This is a genomic window from Mesorhizobium cantuariense, assembly GCF_042647205.1.
Taxonomy (GTDB): Bacteria; Pseudomonadota; Alphaproteobacteria; order Rhizobiales; family Rhizobiaceae; genus Mesorhizobium; species Mesorhizobium cantuariense.
Genome location: NZ_JBHRVD010000001.1, coordinates 2,242,281 through 2,268,783 on the forward strand (window position 1 = coordinate 2,242,281; position 26,503 = coordinate 2,268,783).

The following is a 26,503-nucleotide window of genomic DNA, read 5'->3' on the forward strand; positions in this document are numbered from 1 at the left end:
CCCGCTCTAGTCTGTGGCCAGCAGCCGGTCCAGCAAACGATCCGCCGCTTCCGGAATGACGGTGCCCGGCGGGAAGATTTCCGCCGCGCCGGCTTGCAGCACGGCATCATAGTCCTGCGGTGGAATGACGCCACCGGCGACGATCAGCATGTCGCCGCGGCCGAGCTTTTTCAGCGCATCGCGCAACTCGGGGATCAGCGTCAGGTGTCCCGCCGCCAACGATGAAGCACCGACGATATGGACATCCTGCGCCACCGCCAGCCTGGCGATCTCATCGGGTGTCTGGAACATCGCGCCGACGGTGACATCGAAGCCGAGATCGGCGAAGGCCGTGGCGATCACCTTCTGGCCACGGTCGTGGCCGTCCTGTCCCATCTTGGCGACGAGGATGCGCGGCTTGCCGCCGGATTTCTTCTCGAAGGCGTCAAGTTTGTCCTGCAGTCCGTCGACCACTGAATTATCGCCGAGGGCCTTGCGATAAACGCCGGAAATGGTCTGCACCGTGGCGACGTGGCGGCCAAAGGCTTTCTCCAACGCAAATGAGATTTCACCGACCGTGGCATTGGCGCGCGCGGCGCGGATGGCGAACTCCAGCAGGTTTTCATTGCCTTGCGCGGCACGGGTCAGCGCATCGAGTGCGCTCTCGACGTCGCCGACGTCGCGTGTGCCCTTCAGCCGTTGCAGCTTCGACAATTGTCGGGCCCTGACTTCGGCATTGTCGATCTTCAGCACGTCGACCTCGATGTCGGTCTCGGGACGATGCGCGTTGACACCGACCAGCATCTGTTCGCCGGAATCGATGCGCGCCTGCGTGCGCGCGGCGGCTTCCTCGATGCGCAGCTTGGGAATGCCTTGCTCGGTCGCCGCGGCCATGCCGCCGAGCGCCTCGACCTCCTCGATATGGGCAAGAGCACGCGCTGCCAGGTCGTGCGTCAGCCGTTCGAGATAGGCCGAACCGCCCCACGGGTCGATGACGCGCGTGGTGCCGGATTCCATCTGCAGGATGAGCTGGGTGTTGCGGGCGATGCGCGCCGAGTGGTCGGTCGGCAGCGCCATCGCCTCGTCGAAGGAATTGGTGTGCAGCGACTGCGTGTGTCCCTGCGTCGCCGCCATCGCCTCGATCATGGTGCGGATGATGTTGTTGTAGGGGTCCTGCGCCGTCAGCGACCAGCCTGAGGTCTGGCAGTGGGTGCGCAGCGACAGCGAGCGCTCGTCCTTCGGCGCAAAATTCTTCTTCATCAACGTCGCCCACAACAGGCGCGCGGCCCTGAGCTTGGCGACTTCCATGAAGAAATTCATGCCGACCGCCCAGAAGAAGGACAGGCGCGGCGCGAAGCGGTCGATATCGAGGCCCGCCGCGACGCCGGCGCGGGCATATTCGATGCCGTCGGCGATCGTATAGGCGAGTTCCAGGTCGGCCGTCGCACCGGCCTCCTGTATGTGATAGCCGGAGATCGATATCGAATTGAACTTCGGCATGTTCTTCGACATATAGGAGAAGATGTCCGAAACAATCCGCATCGAGGGTTTGGGTGGATAGATGTAGGTATTGCGGACCATAAACTCCTTCAGAATGTCGTTCTGAATGGTGCCGGCAAGATCCTTCTGCGCAACGCCCTGTTCTTCCGCCGCGACGATATAGAGCGCCATGATCGGCAGCACCGCGCCGTTCATCGTCATCGATACTGTCATCTCGCCGAGCGGAATGCCGTCGAAGAGCTGCCGCATATCGAGAATGGAATCGATGGCGACGCCCGCCATGCCGACATCGCCGGCGACGCGTGGATGGTCGCTGTCATAGCCGCGATGCGTGGCAAGATCGAAGGCGACCGACAGCCCTTTCTGGCCGGCGGCAAGATTGCGCCGGTAGAAGGCGTTGGATTCTTCGGCTGTCGAGAAGCCGGCATATTGCCGGATCGTCCAGGGCTGCTGGACATACATGGTCGGGTAGGGGCCGCGCACGAAGGGCGGCAGGCCCGGATAGGTGTCGAGATACGGCAATCCCTTGAGATCGCTTTGATTGTACAGATGCTTGGCGACAAGACCTTCCGGCGTCGTCCGCTGGCCTTTGACCTCGACGGGTGCGCGGCGTGGCGGGACCCAGCCGATCTGGCTGAAATCAGGGATCAAGAGGCGGCTCCGATCGATTGGTCGATGCGGACCGGAAACAGGGGCTCGCAGACGGCAACGCCTTCGGTGAAGGCCGGCCGGCGTTCCGCTGCCAGCGTCTCGACCGGACGTTCGTTTTTCAAGGGATAGAGCGTGGTGCCGATAATGGTCCGCTCGCCTGCCCGATAGGCCGCGTTGCGCTGTGCTGCCGCCGTGTGGACGCGTTTCTGGATATGTCCGTCCTGAAGGCTGGACAAGACGCCGCCCTCGGCCTCGATTGTCTGCAACTCCGCCCAGGCCAGCTCGCACAGTTCCGAGGTCAGTGCCTCGACCGCGCCGGAGCCATAGGCTGGGTCGGCGACATGATCGATATGGCTTTCATTGGCCATGATCAGCTGCGCGTTGCGGGCAACGCGACGGGCAAACCCCGCCGGCAGGCCATGCGCGATCGTGTGCGGCAGGATGGAGATCGAATCGGCGCCGCCGGACGCCGCGGCAAAGCAGGCAATGGTGGTGCGCAGGATGTTGGTCTCCGGGTCCATCGCCGTCATCATGCGAAACGACGTCTCGGCATGGATGTTGGCGGTGGATGTCGGGATCGAGCAGGCTTCCTGCACCCGTGCCCAGAGTCTGCGCAGGGCCCGCACCTTGGCCATCGACAGCAACTGGTCCTGGTCGACGCTGAGCGCAAAGCCGATATGGGGTGCGGCATAGACAAGCGGCTGCCGCGCCGTTTCGAACATTCTGAGATAGGAGACAGCCGAAGCCAGCATGATGCCAAGCTCCTGCGCCTCTGTCGCACCGGCGTTGTGGAACACACGCCCGTCTGCCTCCAGCAGCACGCCCGGAACGCCCATCGAGAAGAAATGTGCCAGCGACTGCGGCATCGAGGCCTGCAGCGCCTCGATCGACATGCGCAACCGGCCGGTTCCGGCAAAGATCGCCGCCGGGTCGATGCCGAAGGAAAGGTTGAGCTTTGCCGGGTCCGACCGGCGCTTGCTCAGGAACGCCACCAGCCAGTCAGCGACGGCGCGGCTCCAGGGATGTGCGTCGATGCGAACCTGGACGCGGTTGAGCGGTACGTCGTCCAGCACCGTCTCCAACGCCTTCGTCGTTCTCGGCAGGCCGTAGCCGAACGCGTTCGGTGCCCCTTCGAAGACAAGTGACAATCCCGTAGCGCCTTGTGCTACGTCCTCCAGTGCCTGGGTACTGGCACGGTCGATGTCCGGATCGTCGATGCGCTGGCTGACGATCCAGGGCAATTTCGGATTTGCACGCACGATCGGTTCCGCTGCGGTGCTGCGGTCGTAGAGCGGTTCGATGCGGATGTTGTCATCGCTATGCGAGACCAGTTTCTCCTCGAAGGATGCGCCGGCCAGCGCTTTTTCCGCCAAGGCCAGCCAGCGCTGGCGCTCGGCGTTCTCGGGTTCAACGTCCTCGATCAAGGCTCCGGCGCCCATCCGTCCTCCTCGTTTCATGCGGCCGCACCAGCCGGGAGCGGTTCAGTCTACGGTCCCAGGTCCGATATCGCAATTGCAATGCGCTTTCAGAGCCCGGATTCGATCCATCAGATATAGGTCAGTCCGCGTGGACGAACCATGAACGATTGCCAAACAGCGGCAAAATCCGCAAGCTCCAAAAAACCGATTTGAACGAATGGCATTGTCGCTGTGCAACGGCCTCACTATACCTGCGGCAAGGCCACTGGCTTTAAACACATCAGTTTGCGGAGAGCGGACATATGGCTGACGACACCAGTATTTTTATCGGCGCCAGCCGCAAGCCTGACGACAGCTATCAGCGTGCCGAGCAACTCCTGCTGCAATATGGGAATCGCCACGGCCTGGTGACCGGCGCCACCGGTACCGGCAAGACCGTCACCTTGCAGATCCTGGCCGAAGGTTTTTCCAACGCCGGCGTGCCGGTCTTCTGCGCCGACATCAAGGGCGATCTGTCCGGCATCGCCATGATGGGCACGGCACAGGATTTCCTGGTCAAGCGGGCCGAGCAGATCAAGCTCGACCCTTATGACTTCCAGGAATTTCCGGTCATCTTCTGGGATCTGTTCGGCGAGCAGGGCCATCCGATCCGCGCCACCGTTTCCGAAATGGGGCCGTTGTTGCTGTCGCGCCTGATGAACCTGACCGAGGCACAGGAAGGCATCATGAACATCGCCTTCCGCCTGGCGGACGAGGAAGGCCTGCTGCTGCTCGACATGAAGGATTTGCAGGCGCTGCTCGCCAACATCGCCGAGCGCGCCGACGAGATCGGCTCGCGCTACGGCAATGTAACGAAGCCCTCGGTCGGGGCGATCCAGCGCACGCTGCTGGTCCTGGAGCAGCAGGGCGCGGCAAACTTCTTCGGCGAGCCGGCACTGCGCATCGCCGACATCATGCGCACCACCCGCGACGGACGCGGCGCCATCAGTGTGCTTGCCGCCGACAAGCTGATGATGAATCCGCGTCTCTACGCGACCTTCCTGCTGTGGCTGATGTCGGAACTGTTCGAGGTGCTGCCGGAAGTCGGCGACCCCGACAAGCCGAAGCTGGTGTTCTTCTTCGACGAGGCGCATCTTCTGTTCGACGAAGCACCCAAAGTGCTGATCGATCGCGTCGAACAAGTGGTCCGCCTGATCCGTTCGAAAGGCGTCGGCGTCTATTTCGTCACGCAGAACCCTTTGGATATCCCTGAAAAGGTCCTGGCCCAGCTCGGCAATCGCGTCCAGCACGCGCTGCGCGCCTATACGCCGCGTGAGCAGCAGGCAGTGAGGACGGCGGCCGAAACGTTCCGGCCAAATCCCGATTTCGACTGCATGACCGCCATTACCCAACTTGCCACTGGCGAGGCGCTGGTCTCGACGCTGGAGGCCAAGGGTGTTCCGTCCATGGTGCAGCGGACACTGATCCGCCCGCCATCCTCGCGGCTGGGACCTATAACGGCGGCCGAGCGGCAAAAGTTGATCCAGGAAAGCCCGGTCGTCGGCCAGTACGATCAGGCCGTCGATCGCGAATCGGCCTTCGAGATGCTGCAGAAGAAGACCAAGGAGGCGCAGGACGCCGAAGAGCAGGCGCAGCAGGCCGGCAGCGGCGGCTCGCGCTGGACCATTCCCGGTTTCGGCAACGACGATCCCGCGCCGCAATCCGGTGGCAGGCGCGCGCCTGCGCCGCGCCCGTCCAATCGCCAGACCGTGGCCGAGGCGGCGATCAAGTCGGTGGTGCGCTCGGTCGGTTCGTCGGTCGGCCGGGCAATCGTGCGCGGGATACTGGGCAGTCTGTCCAGGGGGCGGTAACACTTGAGGCAGCGGCGTTGCCGCTGCCTCGTCGGTTCAGAAGATCGAGTTGGTGATCTCTTTGACCGGTCCAAGCAGCACCGATCCGTCCGGCACGCCGGCATCGATCGGAATGGCTCTGCGGTTCGCCGTCGCCACCATCGGCTGGCTGGCGTCGCTGGTCACGACGACCGGGGTCTTCGAAGGCACGCGGTCATAGAGGTCGATAATGTCCTGGTTCATCAGCCGCACGCAGCCTGACGAGACCGACTTGCCGATCGACCGCCATTCCGGCGAGCCGTGCAGACGGTAGAGCGTGTCGACGTTGCCCTGGAAGAGATAGAGCGCGCGCGCGCCAAGCGGGTTCTTCAGGCCGCCGGGCATGCCGCCATTGTCGGCGCTATAGGGCTTCAATTCCGGCTGACGGGCGATCATTTCATCCGGCGGCGTCCACTTCGGCCATTTCTGCTTCCACTGGACCACGGCGTCGCCGGACCATTCGAAGCCGGCGCGGCCGAGGCCGACACCATAGCGGATCGCCTGACCGCCCGGACGAACCAGATAGAGGAAGTGGCCGGTGGTATCGACGATTATGGTTCCCGGCTTCTGCCCCGTCGGGTCGGGAACGATCTGGCGCAGGAACTGCGGATCGATCTTGTCGACGGGGATGGCCGGCAAATCGAAGCCGCCATCGCTGACGGCCGCGTACATCGTCACATAATCGGCGAGGGGCGGCTCGACATAGGTTGGCGGTGGGGGTTCAATCGGCCCCGGCCCGGTGGTGGCGCATGCGGAAACCGCGATCGAGGCGGCGCCCAATGCAGCGGCGTTGAGAAAGCCGCGACGGCTCAGGCGATAGGATTCGATTTCGGTTATGGACATGGTTGCCTTCTTTAAGTCTCAAATCGCAACAAAGCGTCAATGCGCCGACCGCTGCGCGGGTGCCTGACAACACCTGGGGCGATAGGCGGTTCCGATTCTGGCCTGAAGGTGGACAAACAAAGGCGAAGCTGTGACTGCGCCGCCACTGTGGCGCCAGAGACACATGTGCGCGTCTTAGCTGCCGGGCACTAGCGCTTCGAGCGACGGCAGGATCAGGCTCGGTGGAAAGTCCCGGTATTCCTCGGGCTGGTTTGAGCGGTTGATCCAGACCGTGCGAAAACCGAATTTGGTGGCGCCTGCAATGTCCCAGCGATTGGAGGACTGGAAGGAAACCGCGCCGGGGTAAAGGCGCCAGCCGGTGGCAACCATGTCGTAGACAGCCGGATCGGTCTTGAAGCGCCGCACCGTATCGACGGAATAGATATCGTCCAGAACCTGGTCGAGCGCGGCGGACTTGACCGCCGCCTGCAGCATTTCGGGCGAGCCGTTGGACAGGATCGCCAGCCTCGCTCCCGAAGCCTTGAGCGCCTTGAGCACGGCCGGCACTTCCGGATAGCAGTCCAGCCGCCAGTAGGCGTCCAGCAATGTCGCCTTGAGACCGGGATCGGCCGAGGGAACCTTGCGCAAGGCGAAATCGAGCGCCTGTTCGGTCAGCTGCCAGAAATCGGCATAGGCGCCCATCAGCGTGCGCACCCATGAATATTCGAGCTGCTTGGCGCGCCAGATCTCGGACAACAATTGGCCGTCCGGCCCAATCTGATCGGCATGACGGCGCACGGCGGCATGCACGTCGAACAGCGTGCCATAGGCGTCGAAAACATAGGCGGCGTATTGCATGACAACAGTTTTGAGGGCAGGCGCGACAAGGTGCAAGCCTTGATTGCATTGCGCCCCGTCGCTGGCCTCAACAAAACTCCTCGATGCCGGTTGACGGCGCCCGCCAAAGCATCTTCCAATGGCTGTCACACGAGACCGATTGAGACGGGACAACACGATGACACTGGCGGCTGCGGCACAATCCGCGACATGGACTTTCGTCGATGGTGATTGGCACGAGGGAAATGTCGCCATTTTGGGACCGCGCAGCCACGCCATGTGGCTCGGCACCAGCGTGTTCGACGGCGGCCGCTGGTTCGAAGGCGTCGCTCCTGACCTCGAGCTCCACGCCGCCAGGGTGAATTCCTCGGCGATCGCACTTGGCCTCAAGCCGTCGATGACCGCCGACAAGATCGTTGGGCTGACATGGGATGGGTTGAAGAAATTCGACGGCAAGACGGCGGTCTATATTAGGCCGATGTACTGGGCCGAGCATGGCGGCTATATGGGCGTGCCGGCCGATCCCGCGTCGACCCGCTTCTGCCTTTGCCTCTATGAATCGCCGATGATCCCGCCGACCGGCTTTTCGGTGACCGTGTCGCCGTTCCGGCGGCCGACCATCGAAACCATGCCGACCAACGCCAAGGCCGGGTGCCTCTACCCCAACAATGGCCGTGCCATTCTCGAAGCCAAGATGCGCGGCTTCGACAACGCAATGGTGCTCGACATGCTGGGCAACGTCGCCGAGACCGGAACCTCGAACATCTTCCTGGTCAAGGACGGTCATGTCTTTACACCGGCGCCGAACGGCACGTTCCTGTCCGGCATCACCCGCTCGCGCACGATAACGCTGCTTGGCGAGTATGGCTTCAAGACCACGGAAAAGACGCTGTCGGTGCGCGATTTCCTCGAAGCTGACGAGATTTTCTCGACCGGAAACCATTCCAAGGTGGTGCCGATCACCCGTATCGAAGACCGCAACCTGCAACCCGGGCCGGTGGCCAAGAAGGCGCGCGAACTCTATTGGGATTGGGCGCATTCGACTTCCGCCGCCTGAGCGGATAAAAAGGCGGTCGGCGCTTCATTCCGGAGTTGCCCCAACCCATTCCAGACCTATCTTAGTCCGGTATCGACACCGGATTTTTCCACGAGGGAGTACCATCCATGGCCTTTGAATTGCCCGCTCTGCCTTACGACTATGAGGCCTTGCAGCCTTACATGTCGAAAGAGACGCTGGAATATCACCACGATAAGCACCACAAGGCGTATGTCGACAACGGCAACAAGCTCGCCGCCGAGGCCGGCATGGGCGATCTGTCGGTCGAAGAGGTGGTCAAGCAGTCGTTCGGCAAGAATGCCGGCCTCTTCAACAATGCCGCCCAGCACTACAACCACATCCATTTCTGGAAGTGGATGAAGAAGGGCGGCGGCGGCAACAAGCTGCCGGGCGCCCTGCAGAAGGCGGTCGACAGCGATCTCGGTGGCTACGACAAGTTCAAGGCAGACCTCATTGCGGCCGGCACGACACAGTTCGGCTCAGGCTGGGCCTGGGTCTCGGTCAAGGATGGCAAGCTGGCGATCTCGAAGACGCCGAATGGCGAAAACCCGCTCGTTCATGGCGCGTCGCCGATCCTCGGCGTCGATGTCTGGGAGCACTCCTATTACATCGACTATCGCAACGCCCGGCCGAAATATCTCGAAGCGTTCGTCGACAGCCTGATCAACTGGGATCACGTGCTGGAACTGTACGAAAAAGCGAAAGCCTGATCGATTTTCAGAGAAGCCCCGGCATACCCGGGGCTTTTCTTTTTCTGTGTAGAGGTTCCCGTTACAGCAAAGGTTCGGCAAAAATCATCCGGGGGAAGGGAATTTTCCCCCTGTAGCATCCGTTAACGTCCTGTCCCGAAATGCCTTCATCATGGAGCCAATGAATGAGAAAGCTTGTTATCGCCATCTCAATGCTTGCACTCGCCGCTTCGGCGGCCCTTGCCGACCCGATCCTCGATCGGCAGGCACTGATGAAGGAACGTGGAAAGATCGTCGGCGGCATTTCGAAAGTGGCCAAGGGCGAGGAGCCTTTTGATGCCGCTGCTGTGCTGACGCAGCTCCAGGCGCTGCAGGCGAATGCCGAGAAAATCGATGTCGATGCGCTATTCCCGGCGGGCAGCGATACAGGCGACACGACAGCGGCACCGAAGATCTGGGAAGACATGGCCGGCTTCAAGGCCGCCAATGACAAATATGTTGCCGACGTCAAGGCCGCGGTCGCGGCGGCTCCCGCCGACGTTGACGCGCTGAAGGCGCAAGTCGGCGCCATAGGCTCGGATTGCGGCACCTGCCATCAGGGCTACAGGGTCAAGAAAGGCTGATTTCAGCCATGGCATGGCTGAAGAAGCTCGTCGGCGTGGCCCTCGTTCTGGGCGGCGTCGGCGCGGTTACAGGGTGGGTCCTGTCGGCGCCGGTGCGGCTCGACAGTCAGACCCCGGCCAAGCTCAGGCCTGGTGATGCGGTCAAGGGAAAGCGCATTTTCTATGCCGGCGGCTGCACCTCTTGCCATGCAAAGCCGGGCTCGCAGGGCGATGCGCGGCTTCAACTCGCGGGTGGCCTCGAACTCAAGACGCCGTTTGGAACCTTCGTGCCGCCCAACATTTCGCAAGATCCCAAGGATGGCATCGGCGCCTGGTCGGTCGAGGATCTCGCCAATGCCATGCTGAAGGGCGTCTCGCCCTCGGGCGAACATTTCTATCCGGCGTTTCCCTATGCGTCCTACGCGCGCATGAATCCGGCCGACATTGCCGATCTCTACGCCTTCCTGAAGACGCTGCCAGCCGTCGCCGGCAAGGCCCCGGGCAACTCGCTCAGCTTCCCCTTCAACATTCGCCGCGGCATCGGCCTGTGGAAATTGCTCTACCTCGCTGACCAGCCGGTCGTTGCGTTCCCCGATGGCACGTCTGATCCGGTGAGGGCCGGCCGCTATCTGGTCGAAGGGCCAGGCCATTGCGGCGAATGCCACACGCCGCGCGATCTTGCGGGCGGTACGAGAAAGAACGCGTGGCTGGCGGGCGCCCTGGCCGCCGAAGGCAAAGGCGTCGTGCCGAACATCACATCGGGCGAGGGCGGGCTCAGTGATTGGTCGGAGTCCGACATCGCCAACTACCTCGAAACCGGTTTTACGCCTGATTTCGATTCCGTCGGCGGCGCCATGGTCGACGTGCAGAAGAACATGACCGAGCTAACGCCGGAAGATCGTGCGGCCATCGCCGCGTATCTCAAGGCGGTACCGCCGCATCCAAACGGCTATCCGCCGCGCAAAAAGCCGGCGAGCTAGTTTTCCGGCGACAGGTGGCGGTCGCCGAGGAAATCGAAGCCGGTTTCAAAGAAATGATTGTAGTCGCAGGTCAGCTCCTCGCCAGGCGCGATATCGCGCAAGGCGTATGTTTCCTCAGGTGAGGAGACGTCGCAATTCGGCTCATCCGCATGGTTCATGAAGCGCGCGTCGTCGGCTTCGAAGACGATGTAGTTCGGGTCGCGCCGGTCGGGGTAGGAATAGCGGTCGAGATAGCTCTTCACCGATCCGCTTTCGCTCTCATAAGTTTCCACGTCGATGATCCGATCGAATCTCGGGTCCAGCTTCCAGATCAGCGTGCCGCGCGGAATGTGGGCCCTGGCAAACACACCGATGCCCTGGATGGACGATTTGTCGAGATAGACGTCAACGAGCAGCATGGCGGGCCCTTGCGAGATAGTACTGGCAGTCGCGGCTTTGAAAAAGCCGAGCATTGGGTAGCGCGCGATGGTGGCAATTGCGAGCAGAAAATCGCGGCGCATGACCGCGAAATGAAGCCTCGGAAAAGATCATACGCAAATCAAGAATTCATGACCTTGGAAATCCGTCGAGGAACAGCGGCGGTCGGTTCGCCACCCGTTCCGCTGACCGACGGCGAGGTTGCTTGAATAGGGATGAAAAGGTCAGCGCTGCTGCAGCGCGAGCCGAATACCCAGAGCACAGTAGATGCCGCCAACAACCTTGCCCTGCCACCTCAACACTGTCGGATTTCGGCGCAGGAACGCCCCGAGCCGGCCGGCGCTCACCGCAAAGACGACCGTGCTGAAAAAGCCGAGTAGGACGAAGATGACCCCCAATGTGGTCAACTGAAGCATCACCGATCCGTTTTCAGGCCGCACGAACTGAGGCAGAAAAGCGAGGAAGAACAGCGCGGTCTTGGGGTTGAGCACTTCGGTCAGGATAGCCTGTCGAAACGCCTTGCTGGCGGAGATCGCAAGCGCACCGGCTGCCGGGTTGGCCGGTGTTTTCTCGATGATCGCGCGAATGCCGAGATAAACCAGGTAGGCCGCGCCGATGTACTTTATGATGCTGAAGAGCGTCGCCGACGTGGCGATGATCGCCGAGATGCCAACCATCGCCATGACCGTGTGAAACACGTCACCAGCCGCGATCCCGGCTCCGGTCGCGATGCCAACCTTGGTTCCGGAACTCGTTGCCCGCGCTATGGTAAGGAGCGTGGCTGGGCCCGCAATAAAGACGAAGCCGAGCACAACCGCGACATAAGCGATCAATGTGGCGAGATCGATCATCGGTCGATTTCTCCCGTAGGCTGCGCCTTACCCATCACCTTCAGTGCAAACGAATAGGTGTAGGCGATCTCCTCAAGCCGCGAAAACCGGCCGGAGGCACCGGCATGGCCGGAATCCATGTTGATCTTGAACAGCACCGGATTGTCGCCGCTCTTGCGCTCGCGCAGCCGCGCCACCCATTTGGCCGGCTCCCAATAGGTGACACGCGGATCGGTGAGACCGGCCAGCGCCAGGATCGGCGGATAGTCGAGCGCTGCGACATTGTCATAGGGCGAGTAGGCGGCGATAGTTCGATAATCGTCTACCGACGCGATCGGATTGCCCCATTCCGGCCATTCCGGCGGCGTCAGCGGCAGGCTGGCGTCGAGCATGGTGGTGAGCACATCGACGAACGGAACCTCGGCGACGATGCCGCCGAAACAATCCGGCGCCATGTTGGCGATGGCGCCCATCAGCATGCCGCCGGCCGAACTGCCTTGCGCGACGATCCGGTCATGCGCCGTGTAGCGCTCGGTCACCAGATGGCGCGCGACGGCGATGAAATCGGTGAACGTATTCATCTTGTTCTCCCGCTTGCCATCGTCGTACCAGCCATAGCCCTTGTCCTTGCCGCCGCGGACGTGAGCGATGGCGAAGACGAAGCCGCGGTCGACCAGCGAGAACCAGTTGGTGTTGAAGGCGGCCGGCACGGTGATGCCATAGGAGCCATAGCCATAAAGCAGGCAAGGTGCGGATCCATCCAGCGGCGTGTCGCGATGGTGCAAAAGCGAGATCGGCACCAGTTCGCCATCGCTGGCCGGCGCCATCAGCCGCCGCGTGACATAGTGGTCCGCATCATGGCCGGACGGCACTTCCTGGGTCTTGAGCAGCACCCGCTCGCGGGTGCGCATATTGTAGTCGAACACCTGGGCCGGCGTCGTCATCGACGAGTAGGAAAAGCGCATGATCTCGGTGTCGTACTCATAGGAACCCGACAGGCCGAGCGAGAAAGCCTCCTCGTCGAGGGACAAAAGATGCTCCTCGCCGCTGGTGCGGTCGTGCACGACGATGCGCGGCAGGCCTTCCTTGCGTTCGAGCCGAACCATGTGGTCCCTGAAGCCGATCACCGAAAGGATCAGCCGGCCCGGCTCGTGCGGCACCAGTTCCTGCCAGTTGGCACGGACTGGATCGCTCGCCGGCGCCGTCATGATCTTGAAGTCCTTGGCGCCGTCGGCATTGGTCAGGATGAAGAAGATGTCGCCGCCTTCTTCCAGGTCATACTGAAGGCCAACCTCGCGTGGTGATACCAGTTTCGGTTCGGCAAACGGATCGCTGGCGCTCAAGAGCCGATATTCCGAAGTCTCGTGATCGTTGATGCCGATCATGATCCATTCGTTGTTGCGGGTGCCGTCGACATTCATGAAGAAGCCGGGATCGGTTTCCTCATAGATCAGCCGGTCGCTTTCCGGGCTGTCGCCCAGAGCATGGAACAGCACCTTGGACGGGCGGTGGTTGGGATCGAGACGCGTGTAGAAGAAGCCGTCATTGCCGGCGTTCCAGACGCCTGAACCGCCGGTGTCGGGGATCTGGTCGGCCAGCTCCTTGCCATCGGCAAGGTCGCGCACGCGAAGCGTGTAGAATTCGGAGCCCTTGTCGTCGAATGCCCACAGCAGCTTGGCATGATCGGCCGAATGATCGACGCCGCCGAGACGGAAATAGGCCTTGCCCGCGGCCTCCGCGTCGCCGTCGAGCAGGATATGCTCGGCGCCGCCGTCGCGGGGCATGCGGAAATAGCGCGGCTGCTCGCCGCCGAGCTTGAAGGATGAACCATAGGCATAGCGTCCATCCTTCATCGGCACGGAAGAATCGTCTTCCTTGATACGGCCCTTCATCTCCTTGAAAAGCTGCTTTTGCAGCTCGGTCGTGTCGGCCATCAGCTTTGACTGGTAGGCGTTCTCTGCCTCGAGCTCAGCGCGGATTCCGGCATCGAGCAATGACGGATCCCGGAACATCTCCTGCCAGTTGTCGGCCCGCAGCCAGGCATAGTCGTCGGTTCGTGTGATGCCGTGATGCGTGTCGGAAACCGGTCGCTTCTCGGGCGTTGGCGGGCTGACGATCGGAAATGTGGAAGTCTTGGTCATTGCGTCTCGCTTTAGAAGTATCTTGAATGGCGAATGAACACGCCGATCAGGGCGGGTTCAAGAGCCGCAGTGTATGGGTCGTGTCGGCTCCAGGAGATGAGCCGGGAGGAGAGATGATGACTATTTGTTCTCGGACTGCTGCGGCTTTCGCCGTTGCTTCGCTAACTCTGGCCTTTGCCGGTCAGTCTCATGCGACCGTATTCGCGGCTTGGCAAGTGGCCAATGTGCCGTTCGGTGACACGCTCAATGTGCGCAAATACCCTTCGGGCGGATCCCAAAAGCAGGCGGCATACCCGAACGGGACCGTTCTGCAGATGACCGGACGATGCACCGGCGGGATAAACCTGCTCGACATCGCCAATCAGCCGGCGTGGAAGCAGGAACAGACAGTTCGCTACCGCTGGTGCGAAGTCTGGCATGACCCGGGCCAGAACGGCAACTTCGTCACCGGATGGGCCTATGGCAAATACATCGCCCCGCATTGATTGGTGCGCCAGCGATGGTCCGAGCCGGTCGGGTGACAGGCATGTCGCCAGCTTGCTCACGCATGACAGACGTGCGGCAACCTGTGGTTTTGTGGACAGATGTGAACAACCAAGCTTGCGCTTGCAATAGCCAAGCAAAATCAAGCATTGAAACCTGCTTTGTGAGTTACCACGAATGTAACGGCGATCTGACGCTACGTCAGCCGCGGCTGGTTCGCGCGCGAAATATCGATAAATTACACAATGCACGAAAGATTGAAGCTAATCCGGGAATAATTGACCAACATCGTTCAATATAGCGCAAGGGACGAATTGACTTACTTGGTCTGTAGGCTCATTGATGTGCGCGCGACACGAATCGTAGAAGCTCTACCTGCACAGAATTCGTGCAATGCCCTGCCTGTAAAAAAGGGCGCAGATCGAAGTAACTCTTGTTGGGGCCTGAAGACCATGGATATTGCCGAAACACCTTCCAGAAACAGCGATGCGCTGATCGAGTTGACCGCCGACGTGGTGGCCGCCTATGTCAGCAACAATCCCGTGCCGGTCGGCGAATTGCCGAACCTGATATCCGATGTCCATGCCGCGCTCGGGCGTGTGGGCGGAACCGCCGAACAGCCGCCTGCCGACAAGCAAAAGCCGGCGGTCAACCCGAAGCGCTCGGTTCATGACGACTACATTGTCTGCCTTGAAGATGGCAAGAAGTTCAAGTCGCTGAAGCGCCATCTGATGACCCACTATGACCTGACGCCAGATCAGTATCGCGAAAAGTGGAACCTCGACCCGACCTATCCGATGGTTGCACCCAACTATGCCGCTGCCCGGTCCCAGCTCGCCAAGAAGATGGGTCTCGGCCGCAAGCGCAAGGCGCGGTAATCGCTGCTAGCCTGATCGAATCGAAAAAACGGCGCCTTCGGGCGCCGTTTTGATTTTGCGGCTGCTGCGCGATGATCGAGGAGTGTCAGGCGGTCTGCTTGAGTGCCGCTTCGGCATCGCGCTTGATGCGCTTGACCATCGAGCGAAGGCCGTTGGCGCGCTGCGGTGACAGATGTTCGTCGAGGCCGAGTTCTTTCAACGTTGCGTCCGCATCGGTCTTCTGAATCTCGCTGGCGGTCCTGTCGGAAAACAGCGCCAGCATGATGGCGACCAGCCCACGCACGATATGAGCGTCCGAATCGCCGGTGAAGGTGATGACCGGATCGGCCCCAGCTCCGCGTTCAGTGGTCAGCCAGACCTGGCTGACGCAGCCCGGCACCTTGTTGGCGGCGCTGCGCTGCTCGTCGGGAAACGGCGGCAGCGCCTCGCCGAGTTCGATGACGTAACGATAGCGGTCTTCCCATTCCTCAAGGAACGAGAAGTCGTCGCGGATCGTCTGGATCGTGGTGGTCATAATGCCGGATATAGTCACGCGGCGGCTCCGCGTCACGGAAAAAACAAGGACACCGCGGGCGTCGAGAGGGCAGACAGCCCGCGGTGCGCCGTCGAAACGGCTTAATTCTGCGCCGGCAGGTTGACTGTCTCGGGCAAGACGATTTCCTCCGGCAGGCTGCCGGTCGTCGTCAATGTGTCAGGTCCCGCGGCGGACTTGTCGTCCAGCATCGCTGCCGCGATCTTGGCAGTCTCCTTGGCGCGGGCGGTGATGGTGTGCATCGCCGACTTGCCGGTCTCGCAGACATCGGGCTTGCGTTCGCAAATGCCGGCGATGTCGCCAACCGCTTCGCGTGCCGCAAACAAGGCCTGGATCGGCCCGACGCTTTCGCGGCCCGATTCGTCGGGGCCGACAGTCAGCGGCAGCGCCAGCAGCACCAGCGAAAACCAGAAAGCCATTCTTATCAGGAAGACCATACCCTTGCCCTCTCGTCGTGACCGGATCATGCATCCATATGGCATGACCTCTTTTATGGGCAGGATGTTGGCACACAGGCGCAAAGGACGGCTTGCAGGTTAGCCGAAAATTTTCCTCAAATTTTAGGCAAATTCGAAACGAACCGTTCTGCAATCGACTTGTCTCAAATCCGAATGTTTTTTCTTAACACGAGATAACCATCTATCTGTCTGCTTTTCCTGCATTTTTCCTGAGAGCCGGGGGTCCGGGCGCTGCGTGCAGCCACCCGATGGGTGCCGTCGCCGAATAACCCTCCGTTTACTATGGCTGCATTTGCTCGGGCTTTCGGCTGCCGGCATCCCGATATTTGCCGCAGGCCGGGGCCTTGGTCAGCCCCGCCTTATCCATTCCTTAAACGCTGGATGCGAGTTTCAGAGCCAACCAGAACGATCTGCAAAGCAGAGCTGTCCACGACGAGTGCGAGTGCGTTGAGTTGAGTTCAATCAAGGCCAGATACGTTGAATTGCCTGGCGCGATTGCCGCCGGTTGCGAACGTATGGTTCATCCGTCCATCCTTGGGCAGAGCGACCGCGAGCGCCAGCGCCGCTTCATCGGCGTCATGCTCGCCGCTCCCTTCTTTGCCGCTGGTGCCGCGGTCACGCTGGTCACTTCGGGCATGGGCGCCGCCGTCACCATGGCCGCTATCTTCGCGGCCTTTGGCCTGTGCTGGTTCGTCGCCTTGCTGGTGGCGGCGACCGGCAAGATGGCGATAGCAAGTCAGGTCGCCCTGGTAGTGGCGGGCATTTCTCTCGGCAGTCTCATTGCCGCCGCGGGCGGGCTGAGTTCGCCTGTCGCCATGCTTGTCGTGGCGCTGCCATTCGAAGCTTGGTGGATCGGTGCCTCGCGGCGTGCAGCACTTTGGGGAGCGGTGTCGGCCGCTGTCGCCGTCCTGGCTCAACCTCTGGCCGGAATTCTGTTCCCATTCACAGGAGCGCAGATTGCCGCGTGGCACTGGTTGGTGCCGTTGGCGTGGGCGCTCACACTGATCCCGCGCGCGTCGGTGTTCCGAAACACGGCCGATGCGGCTGATGTCGCCGACACGGCCAACCGGCTCGAAGACATCATCGATGCGGTGATCTTGCGCGTCGCCCGTCATGGCGAGGTTCTGGACGCTTCGCCAAAGGCGCGCACGCTTTTGAAATTGCCGGCCGAACTGCTGTCCGGAAACGGCTTCTTCGATCGCGTCCATCTGTCGGATCGCGTCTCCTATCTCAGCGCACTGGCCGACATGCGCGACGGCGCGCTGTCACGCCGGCTCGAATTGCGCATCAGGCTGCCTCAGAACGGCAATGGCCTGGCCGCCGATAATTATCGGCCGTTCTCGCTCGATCTGGTGCGCGGTGAAGAACAGGGCGACGTCTTCACGCTTGTCCTGCGCGAGAATGACGAGATTGCCCGGCTGCGCGAGGATCTCGCGGCGGCCAATGAGGCGGCCGCGTCCGCCGAGGTAGCGAAAGGGCGCTTCCTGGCTGTGGTCAGCCACGAACTGCGCACGCCGTTGAATGCCATCATCGGCTTCTCGGACATGCTGCTGCATGAGATGTTCGGCGCCTTCAAGGATCCGCGCCAGAAGGAATATGTCGGCCTGGTGCGGGATTCGGGCCAGCATCTGCTTGCCGTCGTGACCTCGATACTCGACGTGTCCAGGATCGAATCGGGCGTCTATGCGACCGAACCGGAACCGTTCCGGTTCGCGGAAGCGGTCGACATGTGCCAGTCGATGATGCGGCTGCAGGCGCAGGCCAAGAACATCGATCTGCAGGCGCAGATCGCGCCGGACGCCGGCGACATCAATGCCGATCGGCGCGCCGTGCAGCAGATGCTCATCAACCTCGTCTCCAATGCGATCAAGTTCACCCCCGATGGCGGCGATGTCGTCGTCGGCGCCAAGCGGATCGGTTCGCGTCTGCATTTCTGGGTCAGGGACACCGGCATAGGCATCGCCGAGGAGGATTTTGCCAATCTCGGCAAGCCCTTCATGCAGATACAGAACGACTATACCCGCCGTTTCGAGGGGACCGGTCTCGGCCTGTCGCTGGTCAAGGGCCTGGTGGCGCTGCACGAAGGCACGATGTCCATCGAAAGCATGCCGGGCGAGGGCACCACGGTGACCATCAGCCTGCCGGTGAACGGACCGAAGGGGCATCAGGCGGAGAAGGCCGGTGTGCTGACCTTGCCTGTGGCCATGGCGAAAGGGGACAGAAATGGCTCGCTCCGCAAAACAGCCTAAAGCGGTCAAGCGCCGCAGCAATGCCTTTCAGGACGGCGCCGTCGCCGTCGGCGGCATGATCTCGCGCAATCCTGTCCTGGTGGGCGGCTCGACGGCATTCCTGGTGACGCTGTTCTACGTTTCCGCCAATGCCTTGTGGTATCAGCCTTTCCCGCATGCGGGCGCGTTCTTCGCTACTCGCAGCATCGAGGGCTTTCCACACGCGGCGTCCGACGAGCCGGAGACGACATTCAACATCGTGCGGCCATCCGGCGCGCCGGCACCGATCAAGGGCGATCCCGTGGTCGAGCAGGTGCAGGGCATCCTGAAGGATCTCGATTTCTATTCCGGAACGGTCGACGGCATTTCCGGACCCAACACGCGCAAGGCCATCCAGGCCTATCAGCAGAAAGTCGGGCTCAGTGCGTCCGGCGAGATCGACGCTCTTTTGCTCGATCAACTGGGCGCGACGCCGAAAACCGCTTCCGTCGTACCCAGACCGCAGCCGCGCCCGGATACGCCGGTCGCCGTTCCTGTGTCTTTGCAGACAAATTCGGGGCAGACAAATTCCGGGCAAACGAATTCAGGGCAGACGAATGCCGCCCTGACGAGTGCTGCCACGCAAGCGCCCGATGCCCGCATCGTCAAGATCCAGGCCGGGCTCAAGGCGTTCGGCAATGACGACATGCAACTGGACGGCGTCGTCGGCGCACGGACCAAGGCGGCGATCAAGGAATTCCAGTCGCTGTTCGGGCTGCCGCAGACGGGCGAACCCGATGAGATCGTCTACGTCAAGATGCGCGAGATCGGCCTGACCAACTGACGGCTGACACGACGGCTCGCCGAGCGGCGAAAATATCGGTAGAGAACCCGCTTGCCTTGTTTGCGTGCATGTTGTTGTCCCAGAAACCGGGAGCGACATGCATTAGCGGAGTTCTCTCATGCGCGTCACATCGGATCTGTGGGTCTCGGCCCTGTTGCGCCGGGTTTTCGGCGCCGGCGGATTTGCCGCCGTGGTCAAGCGCGGCGCAACCGAAGCCGGCGCTGTTTTCGTGCTGGCGCGGGGCAGGCTGGGCGAGGTTGCCCTGTTCGGCCCGGCACCGCAGACGAGCTACGATTCGGCCAAGCCCGACGACCGGTTTTTCAGTCTGCTCGGGGCCGGTGACGATGCCGCAGTGCTCGATGCCAGGCTGGAAAGGGAGAAAAAATTCGACCCCGACATCTGGGTGGTCGAGATCGAGGCCGGTGCCGTTCCTGTCGAAGAGCTTATTTCCGTGAGGACGCCTTGAGGCCGGAGGAAGCCGCCCCATCGTCGCTGTTCGATGCGGTGCGGCTATCGCTATTTGCGGGTGCTGCGTCGCGAACCACCTTTGAGAGGGTTTCGGCTTTCCAGTCGCGTACCCTGCCCAGGGCGACATCGCGATGCAGCAGGCGGTAGCGGTCGAGGAAGGTGCGGATAGCCTGCGGATGTGGGAATTGGCTGGGGTAGACGGCAACGGTGATCAGGAAGGCCCGATCCTCGCTGAGGTCGAGCGAACGCAGTGCCGCAAGCAGCGACGCATAGTTCTGGTTGGCGGTGAGCGAGCGTGCGGTCGAGAAATCGATATCGAGCGCATCGGCGAGCGCGGTCTGGAAGAATGCGGCGTTTCCTGTCAGCGCTGTCTCGCGCAATTTCACATAGGTGTCAGCGCCCGTGAAAGGATCGGCGTTCGTCGCTGCCGCCTCGTCGCCGGTGCGCATCATCGAACGCAGCCTGCGCCGTGCATTTTCGGCGGCGATGCCGAGCGCCTGTTCTCGGGCGGGCTCGTCGGAAGTAGTTTCCGTGCTCAGCGGCACGATCTCGTCTGCTGCGATGGCGTTCGCTTCCGGCTCCCGCACCCGCACCAGGGTTGGCCTTTCGAGCGCCCTGATCAGATCGGCGATGGTCGGGTTCAGGTCCTTGCGGCGCGCAATGGCACGCGCATGCGGCAGTCCGTGCCGCCCGATCAGCGCGATGAGATCGATGTCGCTGACGGCGCGTGAGCGGATGAGCAGCGGGGCCGCGATGTCGACCGGTTCCTCGCAGAGACGGCGCACCAACGCGGTGGGGGCATATTCGCATTCGGAAAGGGCGGCCGCCACATAGCGGCGAGATTCGACGGATACGTTGTCGAACAGCGGCAGCGTCAGGTCTTCGAGCTGGCCGATCTCACGGCGTGAAGGGCGGGTGAGCGAGCAGAACGCCGACACCGCGGCGCGGAACAGCCTTTCGGCCTTTCCCGAGTCTTTCCGTACCGCGATTTGCCTGAAGTCCGAAGATGACACGAAGGATACGCCCGTACTCGACACAACTTTGGCCACGCTCAACCGGGACTGTGTCGGTTTCGCGAGTGCCTCGGTCAGGACGTCCTGACCTCAAGACAAAGATCAAGTTAGCGACGATCCGTTAGCGCTCCGTTAACCCTCTGCCGGCCTTAATGATATTTGGAGGCGTTGCGTTGTGCTCCGGGGAAACCGAGAGGAATGCGCGAACCATGGGCATGGTACTGTCTTTCGTGCCGCGTACGGCACCAAGCAATCGGACAAAGCAGACCGCCGAAATTCCGGCGGCGGTGATCATCTTTCCCGGCATCCGCTACGAGCGGTCTCATGCCGGCGAAGTGCGGCCGGTCGATCCCGACAAGCCGGGGTCGCCAGGGACGAAGCCGATCCCGCATCACTAGAGCATGATCCCGAAAAGTGGAATCCGGTTTTCGGAAAAGATCATGCTCAAACAATAAGATAGAGCCCATCCCGATTCCATCGGGATGGAACAGGCTCTAGAAATCCTGCAACTCGCAGGAACTCTGCTCGAAGAAGCGCGATACGATCGGCTTCCAGCTGTCATCGGGCACAAAGGCGCGGATGACGAAGATGCCTTCCTCGATCGGTGCTTCGACAAAGATCGCTCCCTGAAGGTCTTCGGGAAGGTCCTTGCGCACGTCGATCATTTGCGCCGGCGTCAGCACGACGGCATCCAGCACGCCGCCGGTCGCGGTGTGGTCGTTGAAGGAATAGATGTTGTGGCCGCTGCGGTCGTAGACCGACACCGACCAGAACGGGACATGTCCCGGCGCCTTGATCCGGACCATGCCTTCGCCGAGGTCGAACCGGCACGCCGTTGCATAAAACAGCGGATCGACGGATTTCACCACGGGCGCACCACCGGCCTCGGCATCGAGCCGCGTCATCCTGTAGAGATCCGACGCCATGGACAGCCGCGACCAGGCGTCGCGTTCGGAAAACTCAGGCACCAGAAGCAGCACGGCGATGTGCACGATGCCGGCGCCGAGCAAGCCGAGCAGGACGGCATGCAGAAGTCTGCGCATCGCCGCATTAAAACTACGCATCGCAGCCGACCTTGACGATATGCGGCAGCGAGACGTCCGACAGGCCGGTGCTGCTGGCGATCGGCGTGTCGTAGAAGGTCAGCACGAAATACATCCTGCCGAAGCCGTCGGTCAGCAGCCAGTTGCCCGGCATTGGATGATGGCCGGCGGAAATGATGACCGAATTGTCGGGCTGGCGCACCACCCCATAGGATTGCAGCGCTGCTAGCCGCGGCTTACCGGTTTCGACCACGCCGAGCGACTGGTCGGCGGCATAGAGCGTCCAGAACCGTGCCGTCGGAAATCCACCCTCGATTGTGTAGGTGCATTCGCGCTTGAGCTCGGCGCCGCCCGCGTCGCGCTCGGCGACGAAGGACAGCCCTTCGGCGCGGCCGAGCGCAAGCACGCCCTCGCGCGCCACACGGGCTTTGGAATAAGGATCGGCGGACGGCGTGCCGATATCGGGAAAGGCTGTCCATTGGCCGATCCGAATGGCGCCGACGCCATCCTGGACTTTCAGCGCATACCAGACGCTGCCGCCACCGCCGACGATGGCTATGGCAAGCGAAAGCAGCGTCAGGAAAGCATTTTTGAGCATGAAGGGCCGGGGACACGAAGAGTTGCCGCTCGGGATATCGCGGCGTGGGGCCTTGTGGCAAGCGGGCCGATGGATTTGCCCGCCCAAGCCAGTCGGAAAGACTCGCCCAGTCGGAAAATCACAGCGCCGACAGCGTCTCCGGCGGTTTAGGCGCATCGAGAACGGGCGCCGACTGGAACAGCCTGGTCATGTCCCTCAATGTCTGCGTCGTCCGGCTGGACAGCACCGGCGGCCGTTCGGCAGCTACGTCGGCCGCCGCCTGCTCCGCGTTCTTCTTCTGCGCTTCCTCGGCCTTGGCCGCGATCTCCTCGTCGACGAAGGGCTTGTCGATGCCCGGGATCGGCTTGAGGTCGATATTCTGGTGCGCGTAGACCATCAGTCGCTGCCACACCATCGCCGGCAGTGAGCCACCTGTCATGTTCTTGGTCGGCGTGAAGTCGTCGTTGCCCATCCATACCGCCGCCGTGTAGTTCCCGGTGAAGCCGACAAACCAGGCGTCGCGGTAGGACTGCGTGGTGCCGGTCTTGCCGGCGACGACGATGTTGGGAAGTTGGGCTCGCCGCGCCGTACCCATCACGGGTACTGCCGCCAGCATGGTGTTCATCGATTTGAGCGCCTGCTCGGACAGCACCCGGTGTGGCGGCGGCGCGTCCTTGGCGAAATCATAAACCACCTCGCCGGTGCGGGTCACCAGTTGGCTGATGCCGTGCCGGGAGCCGACGAAGCCGTTGTCGGCGAACACGCTGTAGCCCGTCGCCTGGTCCATCACTGTCATGCCCGAGGTGCCGAGCACCATCGTCTTATGCGCTTCGATCGGCGATTCCACACCCATCGCCTCGGCCATGGCCTTGATCGGGCCGATGCCGAGATGGTCCTTGGCCAGCCGCACCGGCACGGTGTTGATCGACTTGGCCATTGCCATGATCAGCGTGACGTTGCCCGCCGATCCGCCGCTGTAATTGTGCGGCGACCAGCTGCCCCAGCTGATCGGGCCGCCGGAAATGATGGAGTTCGGGGTGAAGCCGTGTTCCATCGCCGTTGCGTAGACATAGGGTTTGAATGACGAGCCGGTTTGGCGCAACGCCTTGGTGGCGCGGTTGAACTGGCTGGCACCATAGTCGCGGCCGCCGACGATGGCGCGCACGGCGCCGTTGGTCTCTATGACGACGACAGCGCCTTCGGTGACGTTATACTCCTTACCGAACTGGCGCAGGTGGAACTCCACCGATTCTTCCGCCGCTTTCTGGATGTTGGCGTCGAAGGTGGTGTGGGCAACGAGCGAGTGCTGGCCCGGTTTGGCGATCTTCTTGACCTCGTCGAACGCCCAGTCGAGGTAATAATCCGGACTCTTCTGTTCGCCTCGGTCAACGACATCGGCCGGATGCAACCTGGCCTGCAGGACCTGGCCCTCGGTCATGAAACCGGCATCGACAAGGTTGGACAGCACCACATTGGCACGCGCACGCGCCGCCGGCAGGTTGATGTGCGGCGCATATTTGGTCGGCGCCTTGAACAGGCCGGCCAGCATCGCCGCCTCGGCAAGGTTCAGGTCCTTGACGCTCTTGCCGAAATAGAAGTCGGCGGCCGCCTCGATGCCGAACGTGCCGCCGCCCATATAGGCGCGGTCGAGATAGAGCTGCAGGATTTCCTTCTTCGACAGATTGGCCTCGAGCCACAGCGACAGGAAGGCTTCCTTGATCTTGCGCTCCAGCGTGCGCTCATTGGTGAGGAACAGGTTCTTGGCCAACTGCTGGGTGATGCTCGAGCCGCCCTGCACGACGGAGTTCGCCCGCACATTCTCGAATATCGCACGCGAAAGGCCCAGTACATCGATGCCGTAGTGATCGAAGAAGCGGCGATCCTCGGTGGCAAGCACCGCCTTGATGACGTGATCGGGCATCTCGTCGACCGGCACGGAATCGCGCTGGATGATGCCGCGCTGGCCGATCTCGTTGCCATAGCGGTCAAGGAAGGTGACGGCGAAGTCGCCCTGGGCGCGCCAGTCGCCGGCCGTATCCTGGAAAGCCGGAATGGCCAGCGCCAGCATCACGACGATGCCGCCAGCGCCCAGCGTAAACCCTTCGCTCAACAGTTCGATGATGCCGCGGCGCCAGCCGCTGACGCGGAAGCGCCGCGAGAAGATCGTCGCGGATTCCCAGAACTGGCGCGCCTTGAAACCGATCTCATAGAGCGAGGAATCGATCCACGCGTCGAGCGCCAGCAGCCGGGCGGCGATCGGACCTCTTCTCTTGCGTGGTTCAGGACTGGCCATTCGGAAATCCGGCTAGCGACTGCGCGACCTGAGAACCGCAAACCGGCAATTTCAGGGCGATGCATTCCGGAGACTATTCCTCCATTTTTCCAGCGCTCACAAGGGCGGTGAAGACACAGTGGCGGGTTTGTTGCTGAAGGCGGGCCGGGGAATAGAGCCTGAATCCGCCGCGTCTAGTTTTGCCGCCTCAGGCCGGTTCGCGCTTCAGCGCCTGTTCCATGCAGTGGATGTGCATCCTGAGGCGATGGCGTCGGTGAAGCCTGTCTGAACCGCGAGCGACAAAACACTGCCGACCTGCCAATCAAAGCCCGATGACCAACAGCACGTGAACGCAAAAAACCCGCGCCCCCAGCGGAGACGTGAGCTTTCTTGTCACTGCAGCATGGGCGCCTCAAGCGGCTTGCAGGCTTTCTTTCGGGCGCAAATTCTGGTTCATCCGGAACAGGTTCAGTGGGTCGTAGCGCTGCTTGATTTCCAGAAGCCGTTGATGGTTGCCACCATAGGCCGCTTCGACCCGGTCGACCTCGTCTTCCGGCATGAAGTTCACATAGACGGTGCCGGCGGCATAAGGCTTGGCCGCCTCGTAGATAGCACGAGCCCAGTCGGTGCAGGCTTTGTCCATCGCCGGTTCGCGCCAGCGGGCGTGAACGTTCATGACGAAATGCGAACTGCGCTGTGGAAACGCCGTTGCGTCCGCCTTGACGCGACCTGCCGCGCCGCCGACATGGCCGATAAATATCTCGCATTCGGGTCCCGGCAGCTTGGCTATTGCCCCCGTGACGACCGCAGCCGCCTCCTCGGAAAACTCGGTGAAGTCATGGCTCTTCCAGTAGTTGCGGGCGCCAGGCGTAAGCAGCGGGTCGAATGCCTGCTGCCAGCCGGTGAACGGGTTGCGGCCCACGACATCGGCAATCGGCGTGCCGATGGCTCGAAGCTTATGCGTCGCCTTTTCGCCTGCGTCGATGTCGCCGCAATAGCACATGGCCAGAACCAGCACCTCCTTGCCATGCCACTCCGCCGGCAGGAAGGGCAGCGGCGGCGCCTGCCGCATGACCACCCAGCAGGTCAACTCGTCAGGAGCGGTTTCGAGCGCCTTGCGATACTCCTGCAGCACCTTTTCGGCATCGGCGAAGGGATGGACGACAAGCCCCGCCAGCACTTGCGGTCCAAACTCATGGAGCTGGAACTCGAATGCCGTGACGACGCCGAAATTGCCGCCGCCGCCGCGCAGCGCCCAGAACAAGTCCGGATTTTCGGTCTGGCTGGCCCGGAGCAGTTTGCCGTCGGCGGTGACCACATCGGCGGAGGCAAGATTGTCGATGGTGAGGCCGAATTTGCGGGTGATCCAGCCGAAGCCGCCCCCCAGTGTCAGGCCGGATATGCCGGTGGTCGAGTTGATGCCGGTCGGCACCACCAGCCCGAAGGCCTGCGTTTCCTTGTCGACATCGGCAAGCGTCGCACCAGGCCCGACCCATGCCCGCCGCGCAGCGACATCGACCCGCACCGACTTCATCAACGACAGATCGATCATCAGACCACCATCGCAGACCGCACTTCCGGCAATGTTGTGACCGCCGCCGCGCACGGAGACGAGAAGCCTGTTCTCCCTGGCGAAATTCACGGCACTGATGACGTCGGAAGCGCCGACGCAGCACACGATCAGCCCGGGCCGTCGGTCGACCGTGGCATTCCAGACAGTTCGTGCTTCGTCGTAAGCGGCGTCGCCTTCGCTCAGCAAAGTGCCGCGCAATTGTGCCGAAAATGCTTCCAGGGCCGCGGCGTCGATTGTCGTTTTGCCGCGTTCAAGCGTGGTGAGGCTCATGGAATTCATGGTTTCCTCCCGAGTTGCAGATGAGCTGTCCCTCTCCCAAAGACATTTTAGTGTGCTCTTATATTAGGTGTCGTGCAAGTTTCGC

At 61.9% G+C, this 26,503-nt stretch carries 25 protein-coding genes; 11 read left to right on the top strand and 14 right to left on the bottom strand.

What is annotated here, in order from left to right:
• Positions 1-6: 6 nt before the first annotated feature.
• Both scpA and ACFOJ9_RS10315 read right to left on the bottom strand, forming a co-directional pair.
• Positions 7-2,130 carry a methylmalonyl-CoA mutase gene (scpA, locus tag ACFOJ9_RS10310; RefSeq protein ID WP_378978780.1) on the bottom strand — a complete coding sequence of 708 codons (2,124 nt, stop codon included), beginning with the start codon at positions 2,128-2,130 and terminating at the stop codon, positions 7-9.
• Entirely contained in the window at positions 2,127-3,569 is a 1,443-nt protein-coding gene (locus tag ACFOJ9_RS10315; RefSeq protein ID WP_378978781.1) for a methylmalonyl-CoA mutase subunit beta, read from the bottom strand. The genes scpA and ACFOJ9_RS10315 overlap by 4 nt, the downstream gene beginning before the upstream one ends.
• A gap of 281 nt (positions 3,570-3,850) precedes the next feature.
• Between ACFOJ9_RS10315 and ACFOJ9_RS10320 the strand changes: the two genes are divergently transcribed.
• A complete protein-coding gene (locus ACFOJ9_RS10320; protein ID WP_378978782.1) occupies positions 3,851-5,398 on the top strand; it encodes a helicase HerA-like C-terminal domain-containing protein in 1,548 nt (515 codons plus the stop codon).
• Positions 5,399-5,434: 36 nt separating this feature from the next.
• On the opposite strand, the gene ACFOJ9_RS10325 is transcribed toward ACFOJ9_RS10320, so the two are convergent.
• Together ACFOJ9_RS10325 and ACFOJ9_RS10330 are read right to left on the bottom strand one after the other, a co-directional pair.
• Positions 5,435-6,259, bottom strand: a complete 825-nt coding sequence (locus ACFOJ9_RS10325; RefSeq protein WP_378978783.1) for a L,D-transpeptidase — start codon at positions 6,257-6,259, stop codon at positions 5,435-5,437.
• A 174-nt stretch (positions 6,260-6,433) separates the two neighbouring features.
• Positions 6,434-7,096, bottom strand: a complete 663-nt coding sequence (locus tag ACFOJ9_RS10330) for a haloacid dehalogenase type II (RefSeq protein WP_378978784.1) — start codon at positions 7,094-7,096, stop codon at positions 6,434-6,436.
• A 157-nt stretch (positions 7,097-7,253) separates the two neighbouring features.
• On the opposite strand from ACFOJ9_RS10330, the gene ACFOJ9_RS10335 reads away from it, so the two are divergent.
• The 4 genes from ACFOJ9_RS10335 to ACFOJ9_RS10350 all read left to right on the top strand — a co-directional run bounded on the left by ACFOJ9_RS10335 (position 7,254) and on the right by ACFOJ9_RS10350 (position 10,403).
• Positions 7,254-8,132 carry a branched-chain amino acid aminotransferase gene (locus ACFOJ9_RS10335; RefSeq protein ID WP_056580708.1) on the top strand — a complete coding sequence of 293 codons (879 nt, stop codon included), beginning with the start codon at positions 7,254-7,256 and terminating at the stop codon, positions 8,130-8,132.
• A 107-nt stretch (positions 8,133-8,239) separates the two neighbouring features.
• Positions 8,240-8,842 carry a superoxide dismutase gene (locus ACFOJ9_RS10340; protein ID WP_378978785.1) on the top strand — a complete coding sequence of 201 codons (603 nt, stop codon included), beginning with the start codon at positions 8,240-8,242 and terminating at the stop codon, positions 8,840-8,842.
• A gap of 164 nt (positions 8,843-9,006) precedes the next feature.
• The gene (locus tag ACFOJ9_RS10345; RefSeq protein WP_378978786.1) at positions 9,007-9,444 is read left to right on the top strand and encodes a c-type cytochrome; all 438 of its coding nucleotides are present in this window, start codon (positions 9,007-9,009) and stop codon (positions 9,442-9,444) included.
• Between the two features lie 8 nt (positions 9,445-9,452).
• A complete protein-coding gene (locus ACFOJ9_RS10350) occupies positions 9,453-10,403 on the top strand; it encodes a cytochrome c (RefSeq protein ID WP_378978787.1) in 951 nt (316 codons plus the stop codon).
• Here ACFOJ9_RS10350 and ACFOJ9_RS10355 read toward each other — a convergent pair.
• The 3 genes from ACFOJ9_RS10355 to ACFOJ9_RS10365 all read right to left on the bottom strand — a co-directional run bounded on the left by ACFOJ9_RS10355 (position 10,400) and on the right by ACFOJ9_RS10365 (position 13,791).
• Positions 10,400-10,801, bottom strand: coding sequence for an SET domain-containing protein (locus ACFOJ9_RS10355; protein WP_378978788.1), 402 nt, complete (start codon positions 10,799-10,801; stop codon positions 10,400-10,402). The genes ACFOJ9_RS10350 and ACFOJ9_RS10355 overlap by 4 nt on opposite strands.
• 243 nt (positions 10,802-11,044) lie before the next feature.
• Positions 11,045-11,671: a LysE family translocator gene (locus ACFOJ9_RS10360; protein WP_378978789.1), complete on the bottom strand. Its 627-nt coding sequence runs from the start codon at positions 11,669-11,671 to the stop codon at positions 11,045-11,047.
• Complete coding sequence (locus tag ACFOJ9_RS10365) at positions 11,668-13,791, bottom strand: S9 family peptidase (RefSeq protein ID WP_378978790.1); 2,124 nt, start codon at positions 13,789-13,791, stop codon at positions 11,668-11,670. Before ACFOJ9_RS10365 ends, ACFOJ9_RS10360 begins: the two co-directional genes overlap by 4 nt.
• 116 nt (positions 13,792-13,907) lie before the next feature.
• Here ACFOJ9_RS10365 and ACFOJ9_RS10370 point away from each other — a divergent pair, with 116 nt between their 5' ends.
• Both ACFOJ9_RS10370 and ACFOJ9_RS10375 read left to right on the top strand, forming a co-directional pair.
• On the top strand, positions 13,908-14,276 hold the full coding sequence (locus ACFOJ9_RS10370; protein WP_378987695.1) for an SH3 domain-containing protein: 369 nt from the start codon (positions 13,908-13,910) through the stop codon (positions 14,274-14,276).
• 450 nt (positions 14,277-14,726) lie between these two features.
• Positions 14,727-15,152, top strand: coding sequence for a MucR family transcriptional regulator (locus tag ACFOJ9_RS10375; protein ID WP_352659699.1), 426 nt, complete (start codon positions 14,727-14,729; stop codon positions 15,150-15,152).
• An 85-nt stretch (positions 15,153-15,237) separates the two neighbouring features.
• Here ACFOJ9_RS10375 and ACFOJ9_RS10380 read toward each other — a convergent pair whose 3' ends face one another.
• Together ACFOJ9_RS10380 and ACFOJ9_RS10385 are read right to left on the bottom strand one after the other, a co-directional pair.
• Positions 15,238-15,666, bottom strand: coding sequence for a SufE family protein (locus ACFOJ9_RS10380; protein WP_378987698.1), 429 nt, complete (start codon positions 15,664-15,666; stop codon positions 15,238-15,240).
• A 101-nt stretch (positions 15,667-15,767) separates the two neighbouring features.
• Positions 15,768-16,121, bottom strand: a complete 354-nt coding sequence (locus tag ACFOJ9_RS10385) for a DUF5330 domain-containing protein (protein ID WP_378978791.1) — start codon at positions 16,119-16,121, stop codon at positions 15,768-15,770.
• Positions 16,122-16,657: 536 nt separating this feature from the next.
• Here ACFOJ9_RS10385 and ACFOJ9_RS10390 point away from each other — a divergent pair.
• The 3 genes from ACFOJ9_RS10390 (at position 16,658) to ACFOJ9_RS10400 (ending at position 19,659) form a co-directional block, all read left to right on the top strand.
• Positions 16,658-18,391, top strand: coding sequence for a sensor histidine kinase (locus tag ACFOJ9_RS10390; RefSeq protein WP_378978792.1), 1,734 nt, complete (start codon positions 16,658-16,660; stop codon positions 18,389-18,391).
• A complete protein-coding gene (locus tag ACFOJ9_RS10395) occupies positions 18,366-19,193 on the top strand; it encodes a peptidoglycan-binding domain-containing protein (protein ID WP_378978793.1) in 828 nt (275 codons plus the stop codon). The genes ACFOJ9_RS10390 and ACFOJ9_RS10395 overlap by 26 nt, the downstream gene beginning before the upstream one ends.
• Before the next feature lie 118 nt (positions 19,194-19,311).
• A complete protein-coding gene (locus ACFOJ9_RS10400; RefSeq protein WP_378978794.1) occupies positions 19,312-19,659 on the top strand; it encodes a DUF1491 family protein in 348 nt (115 codons plus the stop codon).
• Here ACFOJ9_RS10400 and ACFOJ9_RS10405 read toward each other — a convergent pair.
• Complete coding sequence (locus tag ACFOJ9_RS10405) at positions 19,637-20,674, bottom strand: hypothetical protein (protein WP_378978795.1); 1,038 nt, start codon at positions 20,672-20,674, stop codon at positions 19,637-19,639. The two genes, ACFOJ9_RS10400 and ACFOJ9_RS10405, sit on opposite strands and share 23 nt — an antisense overlap.
• A gap of 209 nt (positions 20,675-20,883) precedes the next feature.
• Between ACFOJ9_RS10405 and ACFOJ9_RS10410 the strand changes: the two genes are divergently transcribed.
• Positions 20,884-21,072: a hypothetical protein gene (locus tag ACFOJ9_RS10410; RefSeq protein WP_378978796.1), complete on the top strand. Its 189-nt coding sequence runs from the start codon at positions 20,884-20,886 to the stop codon at positions 21,070-21,072.
• 96 nt (positions 21,073-21,168) lie between these two features.
• Here ACFOJ9_RS10410 and ACFOJ9_RS10415 read toward each other — a convergent pair whose 3' ends face one another.
• From ACFOJ9_RS10415 to ACFOJ9_RS10430, 4 genes are all read right to left on the bottom strand, one after another.
• Positions 21,169-21,738, bottom strand: a complete 570-nt coding sequence (locus ACFOJ9_RS10415) for a DUF1254 domain-containing protein (protein ID WP_378978797.1) — start codon at positions 21,736-21,738, stop codon at positions 21,169-21,171.
• Positions 21,731-22,315: a DUF1214 domain-containing protein gene (locus ACFOJ9_RS10420; protein ID WP_378978798.1), complete on the bottom strand. Its 585-nt coding sequence runs from the start codon at positions 22,313-22,315 to the stop codon at positions 21,731-21,733. Before ACFOJ9_RS10420 ends, ACFOJ9_RS10415 begins: the two co-directional genes overlap by 8 nt.
• A gap of 118 nt (positions 22,316-22,433) precedes the next feature.
• Positions 22,434-24,587, bottom strand: coding sequence for a transglycosylase domain-containing protein (locus ACFOJ9_RS10425; RefSeq protein WP_378978799.1), 2,154 nt, complete (start codon positions 24,585-24,587; stop codon positions 22,434-22,436).
• A gap of 391 nt (positions 24,588-24,978) precedes the next feature.
• Entirely contained in the window at positions 24,979-26,418 is a 1,440-nt protein-coding gene (locus tag ACFOJ9_RS10430; RefSeq protein WP_378978800.1) for an FAD-binding oxidoreductase, read from the bottom strand.
• Positions 26,419-26,503: the final 85 nt, after the last annotated feature.

Coding starts and splice junctions, on each gene's coding strand:
- ACFOJ9_RS10380 (WP_378987698.1), bottom strand. CDS start 15,666: ATGACCACCACGATCCAGACGATCCGCGACGACTTCTCGTTCCTTGAG.
- ACFOJ9_RS10345 (WP_378978786.1), top strand. CDS start 9,007: ATGAGAAAGCTTGTTATCGCCATCTCAATGCTTGCACTCGCCGCTTCG.
- ACFOJ9_RS10370 (WP_378987695.1), top strand. CDS start 13,908: ATGACTATTTGTTCTCGGACTGCTGCGGCTTTCGCCGTTGCTTCGCTA.
- ACFOJ9_RS10335 (WP_056580708.1), top strand. CDS start 7,254: ATGACACTGGCGGCTGCGGCACAATCCGCGACATGGACTTTCGTCGAT.
- ACFOJ9_RS10315 (WP_378978781.1), bottom strand. CDS start 3,569: ATGGGCGCCGGAGCCTTGATCGAGGACGTTGAACCCGAGAACGCCGAG.
- ACFOJ9_RS10420 (WP_378978798.1), bottom strand. CDS start 22,315: ATGCTCAAAAATGCTTTCCTGACGCTGCTTTCGCTTGCCATAGCCATC.
- ACFOJ9_RS10385 (WP_378978791.1), bottom strand. CDS start 16,121: ATGGTCTTCCTGATAAGAATGGCTTTCTGGTTTTCGCTGGTGCTGCTG.
- ACFOJ9_RS10320 (WP_378978782.1), top strand. CDS start 3,851: ATGGCTGACGACACCAGTATTTTTATCGGCGCCAGCCGCAAGCCTGAC.
- ACFOJ9_RS10410 (WP_378978796.1), top strand. CDS start 20,884: ATGGGCATGGTACTGTCTTTCGTGCCGCGTACGGCACCAAGCAATCGG.
- ACFOJ9_RS10340 (WP_378978785.1), top strand. CDS start 8,240: ATGGCCTTTGAATTGCCCGCTCTGCCTTACGACTATGAGGCCTTGCAG.
- ACFOJ9_RS10350 (WP_378978787.1), top strand. CDS start 9,453: ATGGCATGGCTGAAGAAGCTCGTCGGCGTGGCCCTCGTTCTGGGCGGC.
- ACFOJ9_RS10390 (WP_378978792.1), top strand. CDS start 16,658: ATGGTTCATCCGTCCATCCTTGGGCAGAGCGACCGCGAGCGCCAGCGC.
- ACFOJ9_RS10415 (WP_378978797.1), bottom strand. CDS start 21,738: ATGCGTAGTTTTAATGCGGCGATGCGCAGACTTCTGCATGCCGTCCTG.
- ACFOJ9_RS10355 (WP_378978788.1), bottom strand. CDS start 10,801: ATGCTGCTCGTTGACGTCTATCTCGACAAATCGTCCATCCAGGGCATC.
- ACFOJ9_RS10330 (WP_378978784.1), bottom strand. CDS start 7,096: ATGCAATACGCCGCCTATGTTTTCGACGCCTATGGCACGCTGTTCGAC.
- ACFOJ9_RS10375 (WP_352659699.1), top strand. CDS start 14,727: ATGGATATTGCCGAAACACCTTCCAGAAACAGCGATGCGCTGATCGAG.
- ACFOJ9_RS10430 (WP_378978800.1), bottom strand. CDS start 26,418: ATGAATTCCATGAGCCTCACCACGCTTGAACGCGGCAAAACGACAATC.
- ACFOJ9_RS10395 (WP_378978793.1), top strand. CDS start 18,366: ATGGCTCGCTCCGCAAAACAGCCTAAAGCGGTCAAGCGCCGCAGCAAT.
- ACFOJ9_RS10400 (WP_378978794.1), top strand. CDS start 19,312: ATGCGCGTCACATCGGATCTGTGGGTCTCGGCCCTGTTGCGCCGGGTT.
- ACFOJ9_RS10360 (WP_378978789.1), bottom strand. CDS start 11,671: ATGATCGATCTCGCCACATTGATCGCTTATGTCGCGGTTGTGCTCGGC.
- ACFOJ9_RS10365 (WP_378978790.1), bottom strand. CDS start 13,791: ATGACCAAGACTTCCACATTTCCGATCGTCAGCCCGCCAACGCCCGAG.
- ACFOJ9_RS10425 (WP_378978799.1), bottom strand. CDS start 24,587: ATGGCCAGTCCTGAACCACGCAAGAGAAGAGGTCCGATCGCCGCCCGG.
- ACFOJ9_RS10325 (WP_378978783.1), bottom strand. CDS start 6,259: ATGTCCATAACCGAAATCGAATCCTATCGCCTGAGCCGTCGCGGCTTT.